The following is a 23,413-nucleotide window of genomic DNA, read 5'->3' on the forward strand; positions in this document are numbered from 1 at the left end:
TATAAGCTCCAAACTAACTTAGACACGTTTGCTGTTGCGGGATGTCTTTACTTCTACAAGCAACCCTATTAGTTGGTGGTTTGATATAACAGGCAACAGCTAATAGGCAATAGGCTTAAAAGTTTTTGGTGTCGGGGTTTGACGATCGGTTGATGTCCTAACCTACCAAGGCAACTGCTATATATGCTTTTTTTGGCCGTTTTTGACATATTTGCTGTTTAAGGTCGCTACCTTGTGAATATTGAGAATACATGAAATTTTTTTGTAGTTACTAACTTCGTGACCATTTGTAACAAGTAACCTGAAAAGAGAATCTGGAAAAATTGGACTTAAAGGTTTGTAAATATTTGCTAGCAAGTTTTAGGAAGATTTTTGTCCAAAAATCATTCAGTTTTAAGTGCAACGGTGTCGAAAAACAAAACTATGTAAATAAAAATCAATTAACTTGTAAATCTTGTTGTATCTAGTTAAATTCATTGTTTTTTTATAATTTAAATTCCTGCGAATCGACTTAACTGATTCCCAATCCGTCGTCACGATTTACAATTAAAATATTACAATTTTGGTTTCCGTCTTGTTGGTAAATAAACCGATCTACGCTCTTCAGAGCTAGATAAACTCCCAAACCGCCAATCTGTCGTTGCTGTAGCGACTTGTTCAAATCATTTGGAGTTAACTTCTGGGTAGGATTGAAGGGAACACCAGTATCTTTAATCGTAATGGTCAAGGAGCGATCGTCAAAATCGGCTTTTAAAATCAAAATCCCTTCGCGATTTGCTGCCTTATAGCCGTAATTAATGATGTTTGTAGCGATTTCATCAACCGCCAAACGCAGTCTATAGGAGGTTTTTTTATTCAAACCTGCTACCATTGCTGCTGCCATCACATATTCTGCGATCGCCTTTAAAGAGTCCAGTGTTCCAGGCACAGTTAAAGGTTCCATATTTTACAGATTGGGGGTAAGTGAAAGGATGAAACTTTAGTCTGATGCCTTTCTCTGCACAATCAGCATTGTGATGTCATCATACTGAGGTGCGTTGCTGATGTGAGCGAACAAATCAGTTGTAATGCGCTCTAGCAGGGGAGATGGCAAAAGTGCAGATCGATCTAGGAGCGATCGCAGTCGCTTTTCAGTAAAAAACTTACCGCTGGGACTACGTGCCTCAGTTACTCCATCGGTATAGCCAATTAAGATATCGCCTGGTTCCAACTGTACTTGTTGAATTTTAAATTTCATATTAGGCATCATCCCTACTGCTGGCCCGGTTGAGTTGAGACTGGCTTTGATACCAGTCTCACCAACAACAAACAGAGTTTCGTGTCCACCATTGATGTAGGTGAGAATGCCAGTTGCCGGATCTAGCACGCCAAAAAACAGCGTAGCAAACATACTCATCTGGGCGTGTTGCTGGGCGATGTAATTATTCGTGAGCGCTACTGCTTTCAGGGGGTTAATTTGGTATAAATTGGTTGCCATCTCTGACTCCAGTAAAATCGATAATTCCGCCTCATTGGCAATAATAGAGAGTCCGCCCAAACTAATTTGTCCCGAAAAAATACGGATTAAGCTCCGAAACAAAGCCATAAATAAGGCAGCGCCTACACCTTTGTCGGCGACATCAGCAATAACTAGCCCCAAGTAGTCGCCAGGTAGCATAAAAACGTCGTAGAAGTCGCCAGCAACTTGACGCGCAGGAGAGAAAAACGTGGCAATCTCTAAATTAGGTAGCTGTGGGATTTCGTTGGGTAGAAAATCTCTCTGGATTTGCCGCCCTTTTTCTAATTCGTAGTTGAGCGCTTTGGAATAAGTTTCAATTTTCCCATAGAGCTGGGCATTTTCTAAAACTATAGCGATTTGGTCAGCAGTGAGCTGCATCAGATGGGCAATTTCTGGGCTAAAGTGCCCCGGTTCTGGGTGTAGTAAGGTAAGAATACCTAGAACCTCTTCATTTCTGAGAATGGGAACAGCTAATGCTGAACGTACAGTGTAAGGCTGATTGGGCAACTGCAACCAACGATCGTCGGTCTCAGTGTCTACGATCAATCCGATCTGGCGCTGTCTGTATACCCAACCAGCAAGCCCCTGTGCTAAAACACAACCAATCAGGCGATCGCGCTCCGCTAGTGCTGTCTCCCTTTGCGTGAGGATACTATCGGTGACAGCACCCTGGCGATCGAGTAAAAATAGACTGCCTTTTTGGGCACCAGTAAGCTGACTACAAACATCTAACGTGTCTTGTAAAGTAGCTTTCAACATCTCTTCTTCGGGTGAAGCGCGGATGATTGTTGCTACTGAATGCTCCAGCAGCTTTTTTTGAGCTTGGAAAGCAGCTTTTTCTGTTTTTAATTCAGCTACCTCTCGCCGCAGGGCCTTCAGTTCCTCAATTAGCTGTTGATTCTCTGCTATGCCATTCTCTTCATAAGATTGTTGGATCATAAATAGACCTGTCGCTTTATTATTGGGGTAAGATTCAGGACGGCGATCGCTTCACTAAATTCAATGCATCTGCTAATTTAAATAGAAATTCCACAATTCTCCTGCGATAACTCTTAAGTTATTTTGATATAAAAGTCATCCCTTAAATAGTTGAGAATTTATAAAATTTGTGCATAAAGAGTGAAATCTTGGTATTCTAAACAATACCAAGATTTTCTCGGAGAACACTAAGATTTTTTGGAGAACACCAAACCAAGATTTTCTCGGAGAACACCAAAATTTGTCAAAACTGATGGCTTCATCAGTCTGATAAATTTTTAATACCTTCATTAGACCTCTTGCATAAATCAAAAATAAGAAAGAACCCCACCCCGCCAAAGCTACGCTTTGTCTCCCCTCCCGAAGAGCGGGGAGGGGTTGGGGGTAGGGTGTTAGACGACTTTTGCAAGAGGTCTATTTACTCGCAGATGTTGGCTTTGCTTGTCAAGTTGCCAGAGATTAGCGTTCTGAACAATTTCCAGGTTTTAGGAGTAGCCGTGCATGGAAAAACAACATACTAGTCAGACGCTAGTAGACGTATTGCGCTACAGAGCTATTGGGCAACCTCAGACGCTAGGCTATACCTTTTTGGTAGATGGTGAATCTGAGGGAAGTAGACTCACGTATGGAGCATTGGATCGAGAGGCAAGGGCGATCGCTACCTACTTGCAAACATTTACAAAGCCAGGCGATCGCGTACTCCTGCTCTACCCACCTGGTTTAGAATTTATTACTGCCTTTTTCGGCTGCTTATATGCTGGTACGATCGCGATTCCTGCCTATCCCCCTCGGCAAAATCAGTCGATTGCTAGGTTGGGTGCGATCGTTTCCGACGCCCAAGCAACTGCCATCCTGACAACAACAGCACTATTGCCAATCGTAAAGAACTACTTTGCAGACAATCCAGAACTAGCATCTCTAAAAGTGTTGGCAAGCGATGGGATTTCTGAGGCAATGTCTACGACGGGCGTAGATGCAGCACAGGAATGGCAAGCACCTAATATTGATGGAAATACTTTAGCGTTCCTGCAATACACCTCTGGTTCTACGGGAATGCCTAAAGGAGTGATGGTCAGCCACAGCAATCTGCTGCACAATTTAGCCTACATTGACCAAGGTTGGAATCACACACCCAATAGCGTGATGGTGACGTGGATTCCGTTCTTTCATGATATGGGGCTAATTTATGGAGTACTCCAACCTTTGTACTACGGCTTTCCTTCCTATATCATGGCGCCGGTGTCCTTTATTGGGCGTCCGATTCGCTGGCTGCAAGCTATTTCCCGCTACCAGGCAACCCATAGCAGCGCACCCAACTTTGCCTATGAACTATGCCTTCGGAAAATTACCGCAGAACAACGTGCTAGCCTAAATCTCAGTTCTTGGCAAGTTGCTTCCAATGGTGCCGAGCCAGTCAAAGCAGAAACACTCCAACGATTTGCTAAAGCATTTGCTTCTTGTGGATTTCAAGAAACAGCTTTTTGTCCAGCATACGGGCTAGCTGAGGCGACGCTGAAAGTAACTACCGTAGAGGCACAAACTCAGCCAATAACGATCGAGCTAGAGACAACCGCACTGGCACAAAATCGGGTAATGCTGGCAACAGCAGAAGATTCCAAGACGCGGCTTTTAGTTGGATGTGGCAATAGCCAGCAGGGCGATACCCAAATTGCGATCGCTCATCCTGAATTATTGAGGCGATGTTTACCCGATGAAGTCGGCGAGATTTGGGTCGCAGGAGCAAGTATCACCCAAGGCTATTGGCAGCGATATGAGGAAACAAAACATACATTTGCAGCTTATTTAGCAGATACAGGGGAAGGCCCGTTTCTGCGTACAGGAGATTTAGGCTTTTTGCAAGACGGCGAGCTATTTATCACCGGAAGACTCAAGGATTTAATTATTATTCGAGGACACAATCATTATCCTCAAGACATTGAACTCACAGTCACAAATAGTCATTCGGCTTTAGGAACACAGGGAGTAGCCGCATTTACTATCGAGGTAGACGGTGAAGAACAACTCGTTGTGGCGTGTGAAGTCGAGCGAACTGCTGTGCGGAAGCTTGATGCAAGTGAAGTAATTGGCTGCATCCGACAAGCAGTCACAACACAGCACGAGTTAGAAGTTCATGCCGTCTTGTTGTTGAAACCAGCCAGTATCCCTAAGACTTCCAGTGGGAAGATTCAACGCTACGCCACCCGTGCAGGATTTTTGGCGGGGACTTTGGAAGTGGTGGGACAGTGGAGGAAGGCAGGGGGCAGCACTTCGACTACGCTCAGTGACCCGGCAGCAGGGGAGCAGGGGGAATTGAGAAGTCGCAAGTCAGGAGAAAAGGGAGCGGCGGAAATTCAAGATTGGTTGGTAAATAAGATTTCTCAGCGACAAAACATTGCACCCCAATCTATAGATCCGCGTGAATCATTTGCTTATTATGGGTTGGATTCTATTGCCGCAGTCAGCCTGTCAGCAGATTTAGAAGATTGGTTAGGTTGTCAGTTGTTGCCTACTTTGGCTTACGATTACCCGACGATCGCAACTCTATCAGCCTATCTCACAGAAACTTTATCCCAACAGCGAGAATCTCCACAACCCACACAAAATCTCAAATCTGTGGAGGCGATCGCTATTATTGGTCTTGACTGCCGCTTTCCCGGAGCTAATAACCCAGAAGCCTTTTGGCAATTACTACGAAATGGTAAAAGTGCTATCGACCAAATTCCCGCCAATCGTTGGGATTCTCATCTTTTCTACAACCCAATCCCCGCCCAACCAGGGAAAATGAGTACTCGTTGGGGTGGATTTATTGAGCAAGTCGATCAATTCGATCCCCAGTTTTTTGGCATTTCTCCTCGTGAAGCCGAGCGGATGGACCCGCAGCAAAGGCTGTTACTAGAAGTGAGCTGGCAGGCTTTAGAAAATGCTGGATTAGCAAGCGATCGCTTGACAGGCAGCAACAGTGGTGTATTTATCGGCATCAGTACCAATGACTATGCTCGATTCCAGTTCGATCGCTTGTCTGATATTGATGTCTATGCCAGCACAGGCAACGCTCTAAGCATTGCCGCTAACCGCCTATCCTATCAATTCGATTGGCACGGCCCCAGTTGGGCAGTCGATACTGCCTGTTCTTCATCTTTGGTTGCAGTTCACCAGGCTTGCCAAAGTTTGCGGTTAGGGGAATGTGACTTGGCTTTGGCAGGTGGAGTTAATTTAATTCTCACCCCTCAAATGACAATCGCCCTCTCCCAAGCAAGATTCATGTCGGGGGATGGTCGCTGTAAAACCTTTGATGCAGATGCAGATGGTTATGTTCGGGCAGAAGGTTGTGGAATCGTAGTGCTGAAGCGTTTTACTGATGCGATCGAAGATGGGGATAATATCCTGGCGCTGATTCGCGGCTCGGCAGTAAATCAGGATGGTCACAGTAATGGACTGACTGCTCCTAGAGGAATCGCCCAACAAGCCGTTATCCATCAGGCGCTTGTGAATGCTGGAGTCGCACCCGCAGCCATTAGCTATGTGGAAGCTCACGGGACGGGTACAGCCTTGGGCGATCCGATTGAAGTTAATTCCTTGCAATCAGTGCTGATATCAGGTCGTTCCCCAAAGCAACCTTGTGCGATCGGTTCCGTGAAGACTAATATCGGTCATTTAGAATCAGCAGCCGGAATTGCAGGGTTAATTAAAGTTGTACTGGCTTTGCAACATCAAGAGATTCCCGGTACGCTTCATCTCCAGCAGTTAAATCCGAAGATTACCATCCAAGACACGCCTTTTTCAATTCCCCGTGAGACTCAGAAGTGGTCTGGTGTTGGGGAGCAACGTTTTGCAGGAGTAAGTTCCTTTGGCTTCGGCGGTACGAATGCCCATGTTGTTTTGGAGGAAGCACCCTCCGATTTTAGATTGCCGATTTTAGATTTTAGATTGGATGATGCTGATGACAATCCAAAATCCCTGTTGACAATTTCGGCAAAAAGTGACATAGCGTTACGGGAATTAGCTCGGCGATATGTGGCATTTTTGGAGTTTAATTCAGAAGTATCTCTAAGGGATATTTGTTATACGAGCAATGTCGGGCGATCGCATTTTCACCATCGGCTAGCTCTGGTTGCAGAATCCTCTGAGGAATTTTGCGAGGAACTAGCAGCGTTCATTTATAATTCACCACCTTCTAGAATAGGCGATCGTTGTCAAGGAGTTGCTTTCCTGTTCACCGGTCAAGGTTCGCAATATATCGGTATGGGGCGGGAACTTTACAACACGCAACCCGTTTTCCGGCAAGCCATAGAACGCTGTGCTGAAATTTTGCAGCCATACTTAAATCAACCTTTGTTAGAGGTTCTATATCCTACAAGTGAGTTAGAAAACCCAACTCAAGCCTCTATTAATGAAACTGCTTATACTCAACCTGCTTTATTTGCATTGGAATATGCATTGTCCCAGCTATGGCAGTCTTGGGGAATCAAACCGAGTGTGGTGATGGGACACAGTATCGGCGAGTATGTTGCTGCAACAGTTGCAGGAGTGTTTAGTCTGGAAGATGGACTAAAGTTGATTGCCGCACGAGGAAGACTGATGCAAGCGTTACCGTCTGTGGGAGCAATGGTAGCGGTTTTTGCCCAATTGCAAGAAGTATCGAGCATTATTGATGACTATTCAGATTTGGCGATCGCCGCAATGAATGGCGCACATCTGATCGTCTCAGGTGGGTCTCAATCTATGACATCAGCTGTGGCTAGGTTAGAAGCAAAGGGAGTGAAGACAAAAGCACTTGAGGTTTCCCATGCTTTTCATTCGCCGTTGATGCAACCGATGTTGGCGGAGTTTGAGCAAATTGTCCAGCAAGTAAACTATTGTTTGCCAAACCCCGATATTCGCTTTATTTCTAATCTCACAGGTCAACTAGCAAAAGCAGAGATCGCCACGCCTGAATATTGGGTGCAACATGTGATGCAGCCAGTCCGGTTTGCTGATGGAATGGCAACTCTAGCAGAACTAGGAGCCTTAGCGTATTTGGAAGTAGGGCCGCAACCGATTTTATTGGGAATGGGTCGCCAGTGCTTACCAAGTAACGAGTATGTGTGGCTTCCCAGCCTCAAAAAGGAATCAAATTCACAGCAGATGTTGTCCAGTTTGGCAACTTTGTACGAGTCTGGAATATCAGTTGATTGGGTAGGCTTCCATTATGGCTCTCAACATCGTCGGGTAGTGTTGCCCAATTATCCCTTTGAGCGATCGCGTTTCTGGATGGAAACTGCATCTAGTAGCCTGACTGCTAGAGAATCGCTCTGTTCGCCAGCAGAAATCAAGCGTTTGCTCGTACCCCAGTTGGCTGAATTGACAGCCCAACTTAGTCTCAAACACTATGGGGAAGCCCTAAGTACTTTAGAATCACTGAGTATCCTTTATGTGGTGGCGGCATTCCGGCAGATGGGGTGGAATTTGCAACTAGGCGATCGCTATTCCATCCCCCAACTCACCAAACTAGGAGTCATCGAACAACATCAGAAACTTGCTTTGCGCCTGTTGGAAATGCTGGTTGAAGAAGGAATTCTTCAGCGAATTGGTAATCAGTGGGAAGTAACTCGAATACTAGAGTTACCCACACCAGAAGCGCAACTGGATAATTTGCGATCGCAATATCCCCAAGCAAATGCAGAACTAACACTGCTAGAACGTTGCGGTTCGCACCTGGCTCAAATACTCCAAGGTGAAACTCGCCCACTGGAGTTGCTATTTCCCCAAGGCGATTTGACAGCATTAACCCAGCTTTACCAGGATTCCCCAGGTGCAAAGGTGATGAACGCCCTAGTCCAAAAGGCAATCTCAACCGCGATTTCTACTGCTACAGTCAGCATTTTGGAAATTGGAGCCGGAACCGGCGGAACAACCGCTTACCTCCTACCTCATCTTCCAGCAGAGCGAACTGAATATGTGTTCACAGACTTAGGAACGTGGTTCACTGCCAAGGCTCAAGAGAAATTTCGGGATTACCCATTTATCCGCTATCAGTCTTTAGACATCGAACAAGACCCCCAATCTCAGGGATTTACTAACCATCAATACGACATCATTGTGGCAGCAAATGTCCTGCACGCAACTGAGGATTTACAGCAAACCTTACGTCACGTTCGCAGCCTGTTAGCACCGGGAGGATTATTAGTGTTGCTAGAGGGAACAAGTCCCCGATGCTGGTTAGATTTGGTCTTTGGATTAACGCCAGGGTGGTGGAAATTCTCAGACTACGAGCTGCGACCATTCTACCCTTTGTTAGCGGTGACTGACTGGCTGGAATTGTTGTCTGATTGTGGGTTTCAAGGGGCTGTGCATCTTGCGCCTGATTGCGAGGCGATCGGCGATTCATTCCAACAGGTTGTCATCCTGGCTCAGAGCATCAGCACCAATAACCCAGTTAACCACAATCATCTTCCATCGCCCATTGCTACCACCATCAACACCCCACAATCAACATTTATCCAATCGCTAGTATCAAAGCCTCCACGAGTGCGACAGGAGGAATTAGTCACTCATGTCCGCTTATTAGTAGCCAAAGTTTTAGGCTTAAAGCAACCCCAGTCCATCGGTTTGCAGCAAGGGTTCTTTGAATTAGGGATGGATTCATTAACTGCTACGGAGTTGAAAGACCAATTGCAAAATAGTTTAGGCTGTTCTCTTTCCCCAACCACACTATTTGATTATCCTACGGTAGCAGCGTTGGCGAATTATCTAGAAACGCAAGTGTTGTCGCTCTTAGAACCACAAGAATCAGCCTCTAACTCAGAGAGTTTAGAACAACAAGCCTCACTGCAAGAATCATTAGAAAAGAGAGTGAAATTGTCATCGCCCGACCAATCGCTTGACGAAATTGCAGATTTGCTGGCTGCAAAACTAGCATCAATCAGAGAGGGAAAACTGCTATGAGTCGTCCTTCAGAAACCAGAGATTATGGGCAATTGATGCAGAACGCATTGCTGGAGCTATCAGCCTTACAAGCAAAGCTCGATACCCTCGAACATGCTGCAACTGAACCGATTGCAGTCATCGGTATTGGTTGCCGCTTTCCTGGAGGAGTTAACTCTCCAGAGGAGTTATGGCTGTTATGCAAAAATGGTGGTGATGCGATCGCCGAAGTCCCTAGCGATCGCTGGGATGTAGATGCTTACTACGATCCCGATCTAAGTAGTTATGACAAAACTAACACCCGTTGGGGTGGCTTTTTAACAAACATCAATCAATTCGATCCCGGCTTTTTCGGAATTTCCACGAGCGAAGCAGCTACCATTGACCCCCAGCAACGACTGCTATTAGAAGTAAGTTGGGAGGCATTAGAAAACGCTGGCTACGACCCCTTACAACTGGCTGGTTCTCAGACTGGCGTATTTGTGGGAATTGCCACTTGTGATTATTACAAAGCCATGACCGCAATTCCCACGAGAGCCGGCACCGGAATTGCTAACAGTATGGCGGCAAATCGGCTGTCTTACTTTTTGGATGTGCGAGGCCCTAGCGTGACAATTGACACTGCTTGTTCGTCGTCCCTGGTTGCCATTCATACCGCTTGCCAAAGTCTGCGGCATCAAGAGTCAAATCTGGCATTGGTGGGCGGTGTGAATATTATGTTGTTACCGGAGGTGAATATTACCTTTTCTCAGGCTGGCATGATGTCATCTGATGGACGTTGCAAAAGCTTTGACGCTACAGCCGATGGCTACGTCCGAGGAGAAGGATGTGGGGTAGTTATCCTGAAGCGTCTTTCAGATGCAGTCAAAGATGGCGATCGCATTTTAGCCTTACTGCGGGGAACTGCCGTAAATCATAACGGTCGCAGTGTTGGCCTAACTGCACCAAATGGGTTGGCTCAACAAGCAGTGATTCGGCAAGCATTGGCAAATGCGAAGGTGGCATCCCATGAAATTGATTATGTTGAGGCACATGGTACGGGTACTCCAATGGGTGATGCCATCGAGCTACAAGCAATCTTCGGGGTGCTAGGACAGGGGCGAAACCTCGACCAACCCTGCGGACTCGGTTCTGTGAAAACTAATATTGGCAATCTAGAAGCTGCTGGTGGGATTGCCGCATTCATCAAAACTGTTCTCTGTTTGCAACACGGAGAAATTCCCCCTCATCCACATTTCAAAACCATCAATCCCCATATTGACATCAAGTCAACACCATTTTTGATTCCCACAATCGATCGCCCGATAAATATCAAGCCTTGGTTTGCTGGTGTTAATTCCTTTGGCTTTGGCGGTACTAATGCTCATGTAGTACTGAAAGCAGCTCCAGAGGAGAGCAGGGGAGCAGGGGAAGCAGGGGGGGCAGGGGAGCAGGTTAAATCGCTGTTGACGCTTTCGGCAAAAACTGAGACAGCGTTGAGGGAACTTGCAAGTTGTTATGCAGATAGTTTAGAAAACTATGCTGCTCAATCAATTCCTGATATCTGTTTCACAACTAATATCGGTCGATCGCATTTTAACCATCGTTATGCCATCATTTCATCAGGCGATTTACCTCATTTAATCTCCCAACTGAGGACATTCGCCACTAGCAAACAGACGACAGGACAGCTACAGCCAGATAATCGCCCGAAGATTGCATTTCTGTTCGCTGGACAGGGTTCGCAATACGTTGGTATGGGATGGGAACTTTACAACAGCCAACCTATTTTCCGTGCTGCCTTAGACGATTGCGATCGCATCTTACGCTCTTATTTGGATCGGCCACTGCTGGAAGTACTGTATCCATTAGGGGAAAGGGAAAGAAACTCAGCGCCTCATCTTCTAGATGAAACTGCCTACGCCCAACCTGCTCTATTTGCTGTAGAGTATGCCTTAGTGAAATTGTGGCAGTCATGGGGCATTGAACCCGATGCGGTGATGGGTCATAGCGTCGGAGAGTATGTAGCAGCTTGTGTGACAGGTGTATTCAGCTTGGAGGAAGGACTGTACTTGAGTGCGGAACCGGGACGACTGATGGCAACACAAGCTAGAGAAGGGCAAATGGTGGCGGTGTTTGCAGCTAAGGAGATTGTAGAAGAGGCGATCGCATCGTACCAGGATGCTGTTGCTATTGCTGCCTTTAATGGCCCTACCCAAACTGTGATTGCGGGCGATAGACAAGCAGTTTCAGCAGCGATCGCCCGTCTGGAATCCGATTTTATTATGACTCGCGAGTTGAATGTTGCCCACGCGTTTCACTCACCCTTAGTAGACCCCATTCAAAATGCTTTTGAGCAGACTTTGAGGAAAATGCAGTTTCATCCACCTTGTCTACCCTTTATCTCTCATCATTCGGGAGAATTCGAGGCAGGGATACTAGATGCTGACTACTGGCGCTCCCAACTGCGATCGCCGGTGCGTTTCGATGGAGGTATCCAAACTTTAGCAGAGGCAGGGTATAATATTTTCTTGGAAATTGGCCCAACAGATACTTTGGCAAGTATGGGTAAGCGCTGTCTACCTAAAAACACTGCCATTTGCTTGTCTTCTTTAAGACAAGGGCGCAATGACTGGCGATCGCTGCTCGACACCTTAGCTACTTTATACGAGAAGGGTATAAACATTAATTGGTCAGAATTTCATCGAGATTCTCCCAGACAACGAGTTGCCCTGCCCACTTATCCTTTCCAGCGCCAACGCTGTTGGATTGACAATGAATTTTAGATTTTAGATTTTAGATTTTTTGGTTCATGCCCCGCCCCGCTTAAATTTTAGATTTTAGATTGCCGATTTTAGATTAAAAATTCCTCAATTCAAAATCCAAAATCCCAAATCCAAAATTGATTGACTCTCTTTGAAGAACTTCCAAATAAAAAATACCCCACTGTTCCCAGTCAGCAATTAGCCAACATTCTATGCCTATAGGAATCGAGAAACTCAATCTGTACTCAGGGCAGTTCTATCTAGACATTGCCGATCTTGCCGAAGCGCGTGGTAAAAACTTCCAACACATTGCCGATAGCTTAATGTGCAAAACGCGATCGGTTTATCCGGTCTATGAAGATGCGATTACTCTGGCGGTGAATGCAGCCAAACAACTCTTATCACCTCAAGACCTGGAAGATATCGAACTACTAATCGTGGGTACAGAATCTGCGGTTGATTGTGGTAAATCCCTGTCTACCTGGGTACATCGGTTTTGTAACTTGTCTCCTAATTGCCGTAACTTCGAGGTGAAACATGCTTGTTATGGTGGCACTGCGGCATTCAAAATGGCCGCTTCGTGGGTAGCTTCAGGGGCGAGACCTGGAAAAAAGGCATTGGTAATTAACACGGACTTCAGCAGCATCACGCTCAATACCGACCAGGAGTTTATCTGCGGAGGTGGTGCAGTAGCGATGCTCGTTAGCGCCAATCCCCAAATTATCGAAATTGAACTGGATAAGGCGGGTTACTGGACAAAGGAGATTTCTGACTATCTGCGCCCCACTTTTAACACCGAAGTTATCAAAAGTGAAACGAGTCTTTACTCTTATTTAGATGCTTTGGAGGGAGCATTCAGTCACTACGAGCAAATCGTAGGTTCTGTAGACTATGATGCTGATTTCCAAAAACACATTTATCATGCGCCCTTTCCAGCAATGACATTTCAGGCACATCGCACCATACTCAACCGATTTGAGGCGGTAGGGAAAGCGGCTGCTAAGTTAAGTTTTCAATCAAAAGTTGCAGAAAGTATACATTTTGCTCAACAAATTGGTAGTTCCTATGGAGGTTCCAATTTTATTTGTTTGTTAAGTCTTTTGAATTATGCCAAGGATCTTAATCCGGGCGATCGCATTTCTTTGTTTGCTTATGGTGGTGGCTGCCAAGCAGAATTCTACAGTGCCACTATTGGAAAGGCTGCAACTGAAATTGTCCGATCGCTCAACATTGACGAACACCTCAATCAGCGACTTCGTTTATCTGTTGCAGATTATGAAGCTAGTGAATTGACGCGTGAAAAATATAGCGATCGCCGGGACTTTAACTTAGAAAACTATTTAGATGAACGCTATGAAAAACGCTATCGAGGTCAAGGTTTACTTGTGTTAAGCAATGTTGAAAATTACTATAGGCAATATAAATGGAGTTAATAGTAGAGGCCATCCGCTATAAAATCGATTCAGGAGTTGCCCAGATTGCCTTGGTGCAGCCCCAAACAGGTAATACACTCAATCCATCTTTAATTAATCAACTTAGTCAAGCGTTACAAGCTGCGATCGCCGATTCATCTTGTCGGGCGATCGTGCTTCAAGCTGAGGGAACTGACTTCTGCAAAGGACTTGACTTGGAATGGATATTACAGCAGGGAGGAAGACCTCAAATAGAACTGTTTCAAGCTTTTATAAATTGTCTGCAACTGATTTGCCATTCTCACTTACCCGTAATCGCCTGTGTTGAAGGTAATGTTACAGGTGGAGGACTAGGTTTAGTTGCGGCTTGCGATCTGGTTATTGCCAACGAGAACGCAATATTTATGTTGCCAGAAGTGATCATTGGCATGATTCCGGCTCTAATTGCACCGTTCTTGCTGCGTCGTCTGACCATAGCACAGCTCAAGTATTTAACCCTCAGCAGTCGGGGTATTGACAGCCTAGAAGCCAAGGCATTTGGGTTAGTAGATGAAGTGGCGACTGAAGGTATGGCTACCACCTTGAACCGACAATTACAACGGCTATTTCGTTCTTCTCCCGAAGCGATCGCTGCCAGTAAACAATATTTTGAACAACTCTATGGGTCAGATTTACAGCGACAAATTAATATTGCCCTGAATCAACTTGTTTCATGGTTAACACAACCGGAGGTCTTAGAAGGAATTCAAAGTTTCACCGAGGGATTCTCGCCACCTTGGTTTCAAAAGTACAGGGGAAAAACCCATGTCTAAAGTTTTGCTCGCCAACCTAGAAGACGGCATCTTCCAACTGCAAATCGATGACCCTGAAAACGAAAATCGTTTGAGCGAAGAACTATGTGATGAATTAATGACAGCCCTGACTCATCTAGCGACAGAACCGAGCCTGAAAGTCTTGATTTTGAGTGGGCGATCGGATGTCTTCTGTGCCGGAGCAAGCTTGGACACCATCAAACAAGTTGTGAGTGGCAATGCAGATGTCAAAGATTTATCACTGCCCAACCAACTACTCAGCTTTCCCGTACCAATTATTGCAGCTTTGCAGGGTCATGCTGTGGGAGGTGGCATAGCGTTAGCGCTCTACTGCGATCTGGCGATCGCATCCGAAAACAGTCGGTACGGAGTTAATTTTACAGATTTGGGATTTACCCCCGGAATGGGTATCTTATCTGTCTTACCAGCAATGGTTGGACATCACTTTGCTAGCGAGATGCTCCTCACCGCCAAGCTCTACAAAGGTAAAGAACTCAAGGAACGAGGTTTATTTAACTACATAGTTCCAGCTGAGGAAGTTATGACTTTAGCCTTGGATATGGCACGGAGAATTGCTGAAAAACCCAGACATGTTTTGGAGATGGTAAAAGACACCCTGTGTCTACCCCGGCGTCAAGCTCTCCAAGCAGCATTGTCCCGCGAACACCTAATGCACAAAATCTGTTTTGGCGTTCCAGGGACATTAGCACACATCGAAGCGGCTTATTTAGCCTAAATTTTGTTTTTTGATTTTCAATATAGGAGACAAGACATCATGGATCGAGAGCAAGTATTAAATGTCGTAATTAAACATATCAAGCTCAACATAGATGGACTGGAAAATGTTGAAATAGATCCACATAAAACAATTGGAGAATATGGAGCTAGTAGTCTTGACGGCGTAGAAATTGTTTCTGCTTGTATGCGAGAACTCAAAATAAAAATTCCCAGAACAGAAGTTTCTAGCTTTAAGACAATCAATGACTTGGTGGAACTGTTCGCCAAGTTTAAAGACGAAGCTTCTCAAGAAGTTAAAGTTACGCAATAAAAATTCCCCAGTCAATATTGTTTTAAGGTACAAGAAGCGATAAATCGCTGTCTCTACAACAACGATCGCTCCTTCGTATAGACGGCGATAAATCGCGTCTTTGTAATCTATAACTTTCATCAAAAAACCTTAACCAGTGAGTTCGACAAGTGCTATTTTGACTTCTCCCCCAGCCCCTTTCCTACCAGGAGAGGAAAGCAAAAAATTTTCTTTTCTCGTTACTCTTCCCTCTCCTAAAAGGTGAGAGCGGCTGGGAGAAAGAAGTCTGTCGAACTCACGTTAACCAAACGGTATTGCAGTCCCCGTTCTTTTTCCAAAAGCAGGTGAAAATGGTTACTCAAACTGTCGAGTCCGATGTCCAAGATTCATTAATGGAATACTTGGAAGATCCGTTTTTAAATCACCTTTTTAAACAAATCAGAAAAGCTGAACAAATTAGAGGGATATCAGTTGATTTAACCCATGCGTGCAATCTTCGGTGTCAGGGATGCTATTTCTTTTTAGATGAATTGGATCAGTTCAAAGCACCCAAAGATGAAGCCGAATTTGATACATTTATTGCTCACGAAAAGAGCAGAGGAACAAATTTTATTACAGTGGTTGGGGGAGAACCCAGCCTGATGCTAGAGCGATTGCAGAAGCTTTACCAAAATTTTCGGTTAATGGTTGTTACCAATGCCCTGATCAAAATCCCTTATGAGGGATTTGAAACAATGCCGATCGCTATCTCTCTTTGGGGCGATCGTGAAACTGACAAGACACTCCGAGGAGGTGGTAAACTTGATGTTTTCAGCAAAGCTTTAAAAAATTACAAAGACGATCCGCGTGCTATTTGGCATTACACTACTACACCAGGTAACGCCCATGAAATCGCTAGCGTTGTCGAGCAGTGCGTAGCTAACGGTAATCGCGTCTTGTTTAACTTTTACAGCGATCGCATTGACTTAGGAGGAGTTTACGATCATAATCTGGGATTTGCAGATGTGCGGCGTGAGATTGATAAAGCGATCGCCCGCTACCCTGACAAAATTTTAATGACTTCGTACATGAGCAGCGTGTTTACCACACAGCAACTTTACGATGAAACTTGGGGTTATGAAGTTTGCACCAGTCTCACTGTAGATCATGAAATTAATCAAAACCGGATTAAAAATGGTAAACGTTATAATCCCCATTATCGCGCTTACAATCCCGATCTGAAATCAACTCGGCGTTGTTGCACAGGTGATAATCAAGATTGCTCAACTTGTTACCAAACTTGGGCGCAGGTTGGTTGGATCATGATCAATCTAGAACGACACCTCGGTTCCAAACAAGAATTTACTAACTGGCTGACTACGACATACCTGTTTTACCTGATGTGTCGCATGGTTGACTTTGAATCTGGCGTGCAACTTTTACCTGAAATTCATCAACGAATCAAGAGTGCTGAGTTTTGTTAGCGGATAGCTAAGGTTTAGCCTGTGCTGAGTAAAAAACTGCCCGGAAGAATCAAAGCTAATACCTGTGTACATCAATATTGAGTAATTTTCCTTACTCAAGACTCAGCACAGAGGAAAGTAAATTGCTAGTAATTCAGGATCTATTCGTTTCTATATTGCTCGGTTTTTCGCAAAGGAAATAAATTGCTATGGCTACTCAAGTAATAGAAACCGAGGTACAAGATCCTTTAATGGAGTATTTAGAAGACCCTTTTCTGTATAACCTGTTCGCACAGATTAGAAAAGCGGGCGCTATTAAAGGAATCTCTGTAGACTTAACTCATCTATGTAATCTGCGGTGTGAGGGTTGTTGTTTTTTCACCGATGACTTAGATCAAAATGCAGCACCCAAAGACGATGCTGAGTTTGAGGCTTTAATTGCACAAGAAAAAGCTAGAGGCACTAACTACATTACGGCAGTTGGGGGTGAGCCTACCTTAATGCTGGATCGATTGCGAAAGCTGGCGCAAAATTTTTGGATGATTGTTGTCACAAACGGGATGATCAAAATTCCTTATGAGGGATTTGAAAATACAGCTATTAGTGTTTCGCTTTGGGGAGATAGCGAAACCGATAAAAAGCTGCGGGGAAAAGGCAAGTTAGATGTTTTCAGCAAGGCTCTCAAAAATTACAAAGACGACCGTCGAGCCTTTTGGTACTACACAACGACCGCTGGTAACGCCCATGAAATTGAACGGGTTGTTGAACAATGTGTCGAAAACGGTAATTGCGTAATGTTTAACTTTTACGGGGATAAGGCAGGGTTAGGAGGTGTTTATGATAATCAACAAGGGTTTGCAGATGTGCGTCATGAAATCGACCGGATGATTGCCCGCTATCCCGATCGCATCTTGATGACCTCCTACATGAATCAAGTATTTACTACAGGGCAAATGTACGATGAAACCTGGGGCTATGATGTCTGTCCTTGCATTAGTGAAAATCGCCCAGAGAATGCAGCCCGATTCCAAAATGGTAAACCCTATAATCTTCACTTTCGCGCTTACAATCCTGATGGCAAATCAACCAGGACATGCTGCACCAGCGAACATCCCGATTGCTCAACCTGTTACCAAACCTGGTCGCAGATGGGCTGGATTATGCTGAATATGGAGCGACACTTAGGTTCTAAGCAAGAATTTACCAACTGGCTGACGACAATGTACGTGTTTTACTTGGGTGCTAGAGCGATTGATTTTGAATCTGGCGTTCAGCTTTTGCCTGAAATTCATCGGCGAGTGAGTGGGATATGAATCAAGAACCGATCGCGATCGTTGGTATTGGTTGTCGCTTTCCTGGAGGTGTCCAAAGCCCAGCTAGCTTCTGGAACCTGTTGCAAAATGGCAGGGATGCAATTACCGAAATACCTGGCGATCGCTGGAACGTTAACAAATTTTATCATCCCGATCCGGTGGAACCAGGTAAAATGTATAGCCGCTGGGGTGGGTTTATCGACCAGATAGACCAGTTCGATGCTAAATTCTTTGGGATTTCTGGTGCGGAAGCGGCTCGGATTGACCCCCAACAACGACTCTTGTTAGAAACAACGTGGGAGGCGCTAGAGGATGCAGGACAAGTGCCAGAACATCTAGCTGGCAGCGATACCGGGGTTTTTATTGGGGTACTTAACCGGGATTACAATTACATTCAATTGGGGGAGCGCGATCGCGATGCGATTAATGCCCATACCATAGTTAGCTCAAACCTCAACTTGGTACCAAATCGCATTTCTTACTGCTTTGACTTCACAGGCCCCAGTCTACCGATTGACGCTGGCTGTGCCTCATCATTAGTCGCCGTTCACTTTGCTTGCTCTAGTCTCTGGAATGGGGAATGTAGCCTTGCCCTAGCAGGTGGGGTCAATGTCATCTTCAAACCAGAAGTCAGCATCGCCATGAGTAAGGCATTTTTACTGTCTGCGGATGGTCGTTGCAAGAGTTTTGATGCCGCAGCAGATGGTTTTGTGCGGGCTGAAGGGGTGGGGGTTGTTGTTCTAAAGCCGCTATCTCATGCCCTCGCTGACGGTGATGCTATTTATGCAACGATCCGCAGCAGTGCTGTCAATCAAAACGGTCGCGGCAGCAGTTTTACAGCCCCCGAAGCTTTGGCGCAGCAGGCAGTCATGCAAAAAGCCTATCGGCAGGCAGGAATTCTCCCTCAGCAGGTGCAGTATGTAGAAACTCAAGGCTCCAGTTCGCCGATGGGGGATGAGATTGAAGCCAAAGCGATCGGGGCTGTCATCGGCAGCGATCGCGCTTTGGGCAATGAATGCGCCATCGGATCTGTGAAAACAAATATTGGACACATGGAAGCGGCTGCCGGCATTGGCGGACTGATTAAAGCAGCGCTAGCAGTTAGCCATCGTCAGATTCCAGCCAATCTGCATTTTCAAACCCCCAATCCCAAAATTCCTTGGCAAGAACTGCGGTTGCGCGTGGCACAATCTCTGGAACCATTAATAAATAAGGATAATCAACCACCAATCGTCAGTGTAAATGGTTTTGGTCTGGGGGGCACGAATGTTCATGTGATTCTGCAAGGTGTAGAGATTGGTAAGCCAAGATCCTTGCCAATTGACGCGGCGATCGCTAACCAACCACAACTGTTTTTAATGTCAGCTCGTAGTCCAGAGGCTTTGAAAGCCTTTGCTAAAGCTTATATTGAGTTTTTTACTGCCCAGGATAACCCGACAATTTCATTGGCAGACATTTGCTATACAACTAGTTTGCGCCGTAGCCATCACTCCCACCGTTTAGCAATGGTAGTTGATTCTAAGAAACAACTCGCCGAGCATTTAATGGCTTTTCTCGCACAAGAAAGCCGCCCCTCGATGTTTTCCGGCTATGTAGAGCAACAGGGGGAGCAGAGGGGCAGGGGAGCAGAGGGGCAGGGGAGAAGTCCTCAATTCAAAATTCTAAATTTTGCTACTGAACGCGCTCAGATATTGAATTCCTTAGCAGAGCGCTATACCCTAGAAGATTCAATTGATTGGAATGCTCTTTATCCTCATGGTGGTTGTTTTGTACGTTTGCCGTCCTATCCGTGGCAACGACAGCGTTACTGGCACGAATCAGAAGCCTCACGGCAAGATAGATTAGGAGAATCTAATACTGCCCAAACCTCTAGTGCGGTTATATCCAACGGCTCTGGGATTGATATTATAAAGCAATGGTCAGTAGCCGTAAATAGCCAACGCACCGATTTATTAAGCACTTACATTCAAGCACAAATTGTCCAAGCGTTAGAGTGTGAGCCTGTTCAAGTTGATGTCCAAAAGCCACTTAATAGTATGGGCATCGATTCTCTGATGGCTGTGAGTCTGAGAAATCACATTGTCACCAATTTAAAGATTGAACTGCCAATCGAACAGTTCATTGCTAGTCCTAGCATTGCGGAATTAGCTCAAGCTTGCCACGAACAATTAATTTTGAAAAATTTGATACCAACTATTCAGATTGCTAATTTTGTCGAAGAAATAGAGGAGTTAACACTTTAGCCTCAGTTCGGTATTGAGACGAGTACAAGCAAAAGCAGATCGGGTTTTGGAGAGGGCTAAATATGGTATTGAATGAATTGTTAACATCTAGTTTGTCAGTCAAAAATTTAGTAGAACTGACGCGTTATCGCGCCGAACAACAGCCCGATCGCCTCGCCTATAGTTTTTTGCTGGATGGAGAAAAGGAAGTAATTAGTCTCACATATCGAGAACTGGATCTATCGGCACGAGCGATCGCGGTGCAACTGCAAACTGTCAGTGCCAAGCATGAGCGTGTCCTGCTTCTCTACCCGCCTGGTCTTGATTTCATTACCGCCTTCTTTGGCTGCTTATACGCTGGTACGATCGCCGTTCCTGCTTATCCGCCTCGACAAAATCAGTCGATCTCCAGGCTGATGGCAATTATGGCAGATGCCCAAGCTAGGGTTGCCCTGACTACAACTTCCCTGCTTACAACCATCGCTACTCAATTTAACCACCATCCAGACCTGACCACAAAACAGATTTTAACTACCGACACCATCGCTAATCAGCAAGCAGAGTTTTGGCACGAACCCGTACTCGATCCAAACGCGATCGCATTTCTGCAATACACCTCTGGCTCAACCGGGATGCCCAAGGGGGTTATGGTCAGTCATGGCAACTTACTGCACAATTTAGAACTGATTCACCAGTTTTTCCAAACCACTCCTAACGAATTAGGCGTATCCTGGCTGCCCCCTTATCATGATATGGGCTTAATCGGCGGCATCCTTCAACCCCTTTACGTCGGTTCCTCAATAATTTTGATGTCGCCTGTTGCGTTTTTGCAGAAGCCATACCGTTGGTTAGAAGCAATTTCTTGCTATCAAGCGACGATTAGCGGCGGGCCGAATTTTGCCTATGACTTGTGCGTGCAGAAGATTCAGCCAGAACAATTAGTGGGTCTTGACCTGAGCAGTTGGAAAGTTGCTTTCAATGGTGCTGAACCAGTTCGTGCCCAGACCCTAGAGCGATTTGCTACCAAGTTTGAGCCTTACGGCTTTCGCCCTGAAGCTTTTTATCCTTGCTATGGGATGGCTGAAGGCACATTGTTGATTTCCGGGGGGGTAAAAGAGTGCTACCCAACGGTGTGTAATGTAGAAAGTGCTGCTCTCGAACAAAACCAAGTTGTGCTGTGTGCAGAGCAACAGCAGCATAGTATCAAGATTGTTGGGCAGGGGAGGACGGGGTTAGGTCAAACAATTGCGATCGCCAATCCGCAATCTTTCCAGAGATGTCCAGATGGTACAGTCGGAGAAATTTGGGTTACAGGAGCAAGTATTGCTCAAGGATACTGGCAAAAACCCCAAGAAACGCAAGAAACATTCTATGCCTGTTTAGACGATACAGATGAGGGTTCGTTTCTGCGAACGGGCGACCTGGGATTTCTACATAATGGTGAATTATTTGTTACCGGGCGACTCAAGGATTTAATTGTGATTCGAGGTCGCAACTACTATCCTCAAGACATTGAACTGACGGTACAGGAAAGCCATTCTGCTCTCCGGCAAGGTTGTGGAGCAGTGTTTGCCATTGAGGTAGAAGGAGAAGAAAGAATCGTCGTTGCTCAAGAAATCGAGCGCACCTACTTAAGAAAGCTGAATGCAGATGAAGCGATCGCCACAATTCGGCAAGCGGTGTCACAGGTTCATGAGTTATCAGTTTATGCAGTGTTGCTGCTCAAGACTGCCAGCATTCCCAAAACATCGAGTGGTAAGATTTCCCGTACTGCTTGCCGCAATGGATTTCAAACAGGTAGTTTGGACATGATTGCTGCTGACATCTTGCCCCAATGGGATGGCAAAAATAGCGAATATAAACTCACAGCAGCAGAACTGTTAGCGATCGCTCCCACACAAAGACAACAGCACTTAGAGTCTTACATTCAAGCAAAACTAGCCAGGGGACTGAAAGTTGATTTAGCGAAACTCCATCCCCAACAACCCTTGCATCAGCTAGGCCTCGATTCCTTGACTGCGATCGAGATTAAACATCAAATCGAAGTCGATCTAGAAGTCAATGTTCCTGTGGTCAAGTTTCTAGAAGGTGTGACCATTGCAAATCTCGCTGCTCAAATTCTCAGACAATTGACTGGAGTAAATTCTCAGCAGCAAGGCGAAAAGCTACCCTTTTTCTGCATTCATCCGGTGATGGGTGTCGCTTCCGTTTATTCCGACCTGGCAGAGTTATTGGGTCAAGAACAACCTTTCTATGGGCTACAATCTGCGGGGATTACTGGCGAAAGCAAATCAAAAGATTGTATAGAAGACATTGCTGCTGAGTACATCCACGGTATCCAACAGGTGCAGTCAGAAGGCCCCTATTGTCTAGGAGGTTGGTCTTTTGGCGCGCTGGTGGCATTTGAAATGGCCCAACAGCTACAGCAAGCAGGGCAGACCATTGCTTTACTTGCACTGATTGATACTCCCGCCTTTTGCGACAATCGCACTCAGAATTTCTTCCAGATGGCTAAATTTCTCCTGAATTCCGTGCTTCGCAATCTTGGCCCTTATCTGGATGAAACAGTAGACCATTTTCTGACTGCTGTCGAAGAACGACAACTCACCCAACAGATTGCAACTAAGACCTCGAAGCCATTGGATTTTTTGGTTGAGCCAGGAAGTATAGCTAAGGTTGTCGCCCACCAGTCCAGGCTGAGTAAGCTTTTCCAACCAGCTGCGCGACGGCTATTTCAAGTCATACAAGCTAACAACTCAGCCCTCCTCAAATACAAGCCGCAGCCTTATCCAGGTAAAGTTACCCTATTTCGGACGAGCAAACAAACTGGAAAAAATCCCCAAGATGCAACCCTTGGCTGGGGCGATCTAGCAATGGGAGGAATTGAGATTCACCAAATTCCGGGAAACCATCTGAATTTAGTTCTCCCGCCCCATGTAGAGGTACTTGCCGAAAAGCTAAAAGCTTGTCTCGATCGCGCGCAGATTCAAAAGATGGAGGTGTTGTAGATTTTCCCTTTTCTAAGAGGCTTGTATTAGCTTGATAATACTATCAGGAGATTT

Annotated in this window: 12 protein-coding genes; 10 read left to right on the forward strand and 2 right to left on the reverse strand. The window is 45.5% G+C overall.

What is annotated here, in order from left to right; all coding sequences use genetic code 11:
* Positions 1-511: 511 nt before the first annotated feature.
* Positions 512-943, reverse strand: coding sequence for an ATP-binding protein (locus tag RMZ42_RS18770; RefSeq protein WP_322672805.1), 432 nt, complete (start codon positions 941-943; stop codon positions 512-514).
* A gap of 36 nt (positions 944-979) precedes the next feature.
* A complete protein-coding gene (locus RMZ42_RS18775) occupies positions 980-2,437 on the reverse strand; it encodes a GAF domain-containing SpoIIE family protein phosphatase (protein WP_322672806.1) in 1,458 nt (485 codons plus the stop codon).
* A gap of 540 nt (positions 2,438-2,977) precedes the next feature.
* Between RMZ42_RS18775 and RMZ42_RS18780 the strand changes: the two genes are divergently transcribed.
* The 10 genes from RMZ42_RS18780 (at position 2,978) to RMZ42_RS18825 (ending at position 23,359) form a co-directional block, all read left to right on the forward strand.
* Positions 2,978-9,400 carry a polyketide synthase gene (locus tag RMZ42_RS18780; RefSeq protein WP_322672807.1) on the forward strand — a complete coding sequence of 2,141 codons (6,423 nt, stop codon included), beginning with the start codon at positions 2,978-2,980 and terminating at the stop codon, positions 9,398-9,400.
* Complete coding sequence (locus RMZ42_RS18785; protein WP_322672808.1) at positions 9,397-12,144, forward strand: type I polyketide synthase; 2,748 nt, start codon at positions 9,397-9,399, stop codon at positions 12,142-12,144. The genes RMZ42_RS18780 and RMZ42_RS18785 overlap by 4 nt, the downstream gene beginning before the upstream one ends.
* Before the next feature lie 191 nt (positions 12,145-12,335).
* A complete protein-coding gene (locus tag RMZ42_RS18790; protein ID WP_322672809.1) occupies positions 12,336-13,556 on the forward strand; it encodes a hydroxymethylglutaryl-CoA synthase family protein in 1,221 nt (406 codons plus the stop codon).
* The gene (locus tag RMZ42_RS18795; protein WP_322672810.1) at positions 13,547-14,347 is read left to right on the forward strand and encodes an enoyl-CoA hydratase/isomerase family protein; all 801 of its coding nucleotides are present in this window, start codon (positions 13,547-13,549) and stop codon (positions 14,345-14,347) included. Before RMZ42_RS18790 ends, RMZ42_RS18795 begins: the two co-directional genes overlap by 10 nt.
* The gene (locus tag RMZ42_RS18800; RefSeq protein WP_322672811.1) at positions 14,340-15,083 is read left to right on the forward strand and encodes a polyketide synthase; all 744 of its coding nucleotides are present in this window, start codon (positions 14,340-14,342) and stop codon (positions 15,081-15,083) included. Before RMZ42_RS18795 ends, RMZ42_RS18800 begins: the two co-directional genes overlap by 8 nt.
* 39 nt (positions 15,084-15,122) lie before the next feature.
* On the forward strand, positions 15,123-15,395 hold the full coding sequence (locus RMZ42_RS18805) for a phosphopantetheine-binding protein (protein WP_322672812.1): 273 nt from the start codon (positions 15,123-15,125) through the stop codon (positions 15,393-15,395).
* Positions 15,396-15,724: 329 nt separating this feature from the next.
* A complete protein-coding gene (locus RMZ42_RS18810; protein WP_322672813.1) occupies positions 15,725-16,837 on the forward strand; it encodes a radical SAM protein in 1,113 nt (370 codons plus the stop codon).
* Positions 16,838-17,025: 188 nt separating this feature from the next.
* Complete coding sequence (locus RMZ42_RS18815; protein WP_322672814.1) at positions 17,026-18,129, forward strand: hypothetical protein; 1,104 nt, start codon at positions 17,026-17,028, stop codon at positions 18,127-18,129.
* A complete protein-coding gene (locus RMZ42_RS18820; protein ID WP_322672815.1) occupies positions 18,126-20,372 on the forward strand; it encodes a type I polyketide synthase in 2,247 nt (748 codons plus the stop codon). Before RMZ42_RS18815 ends, RMZ42_RS18820 begins: the two co-directional genes overlap by 4 nt.
* Positions 20,373-20,434: 62 nt before the next feature.
* Positions 20,435-23,359 (forward strand): AMP-binding protein, encoded by a 2,925-nt coding sequence (locus RMZ42_RS18825; RefSeq protein WP_322672816.1) that lies wholly within the window; start codon positions 20,435-20,437, stop codon positions 23,357-23,359.
* Positions 23,360-23,413 lie beyond the last annotated feature (54 nt).

This window comes from Nostoc sp. DedQUE05, from assembly GCF_034530955.1.
GTDB lineage: Bacteria > Cyanobacteriota > Cyanobacteriia > Cyanobacteriales > Nostocaceae > Nostoc.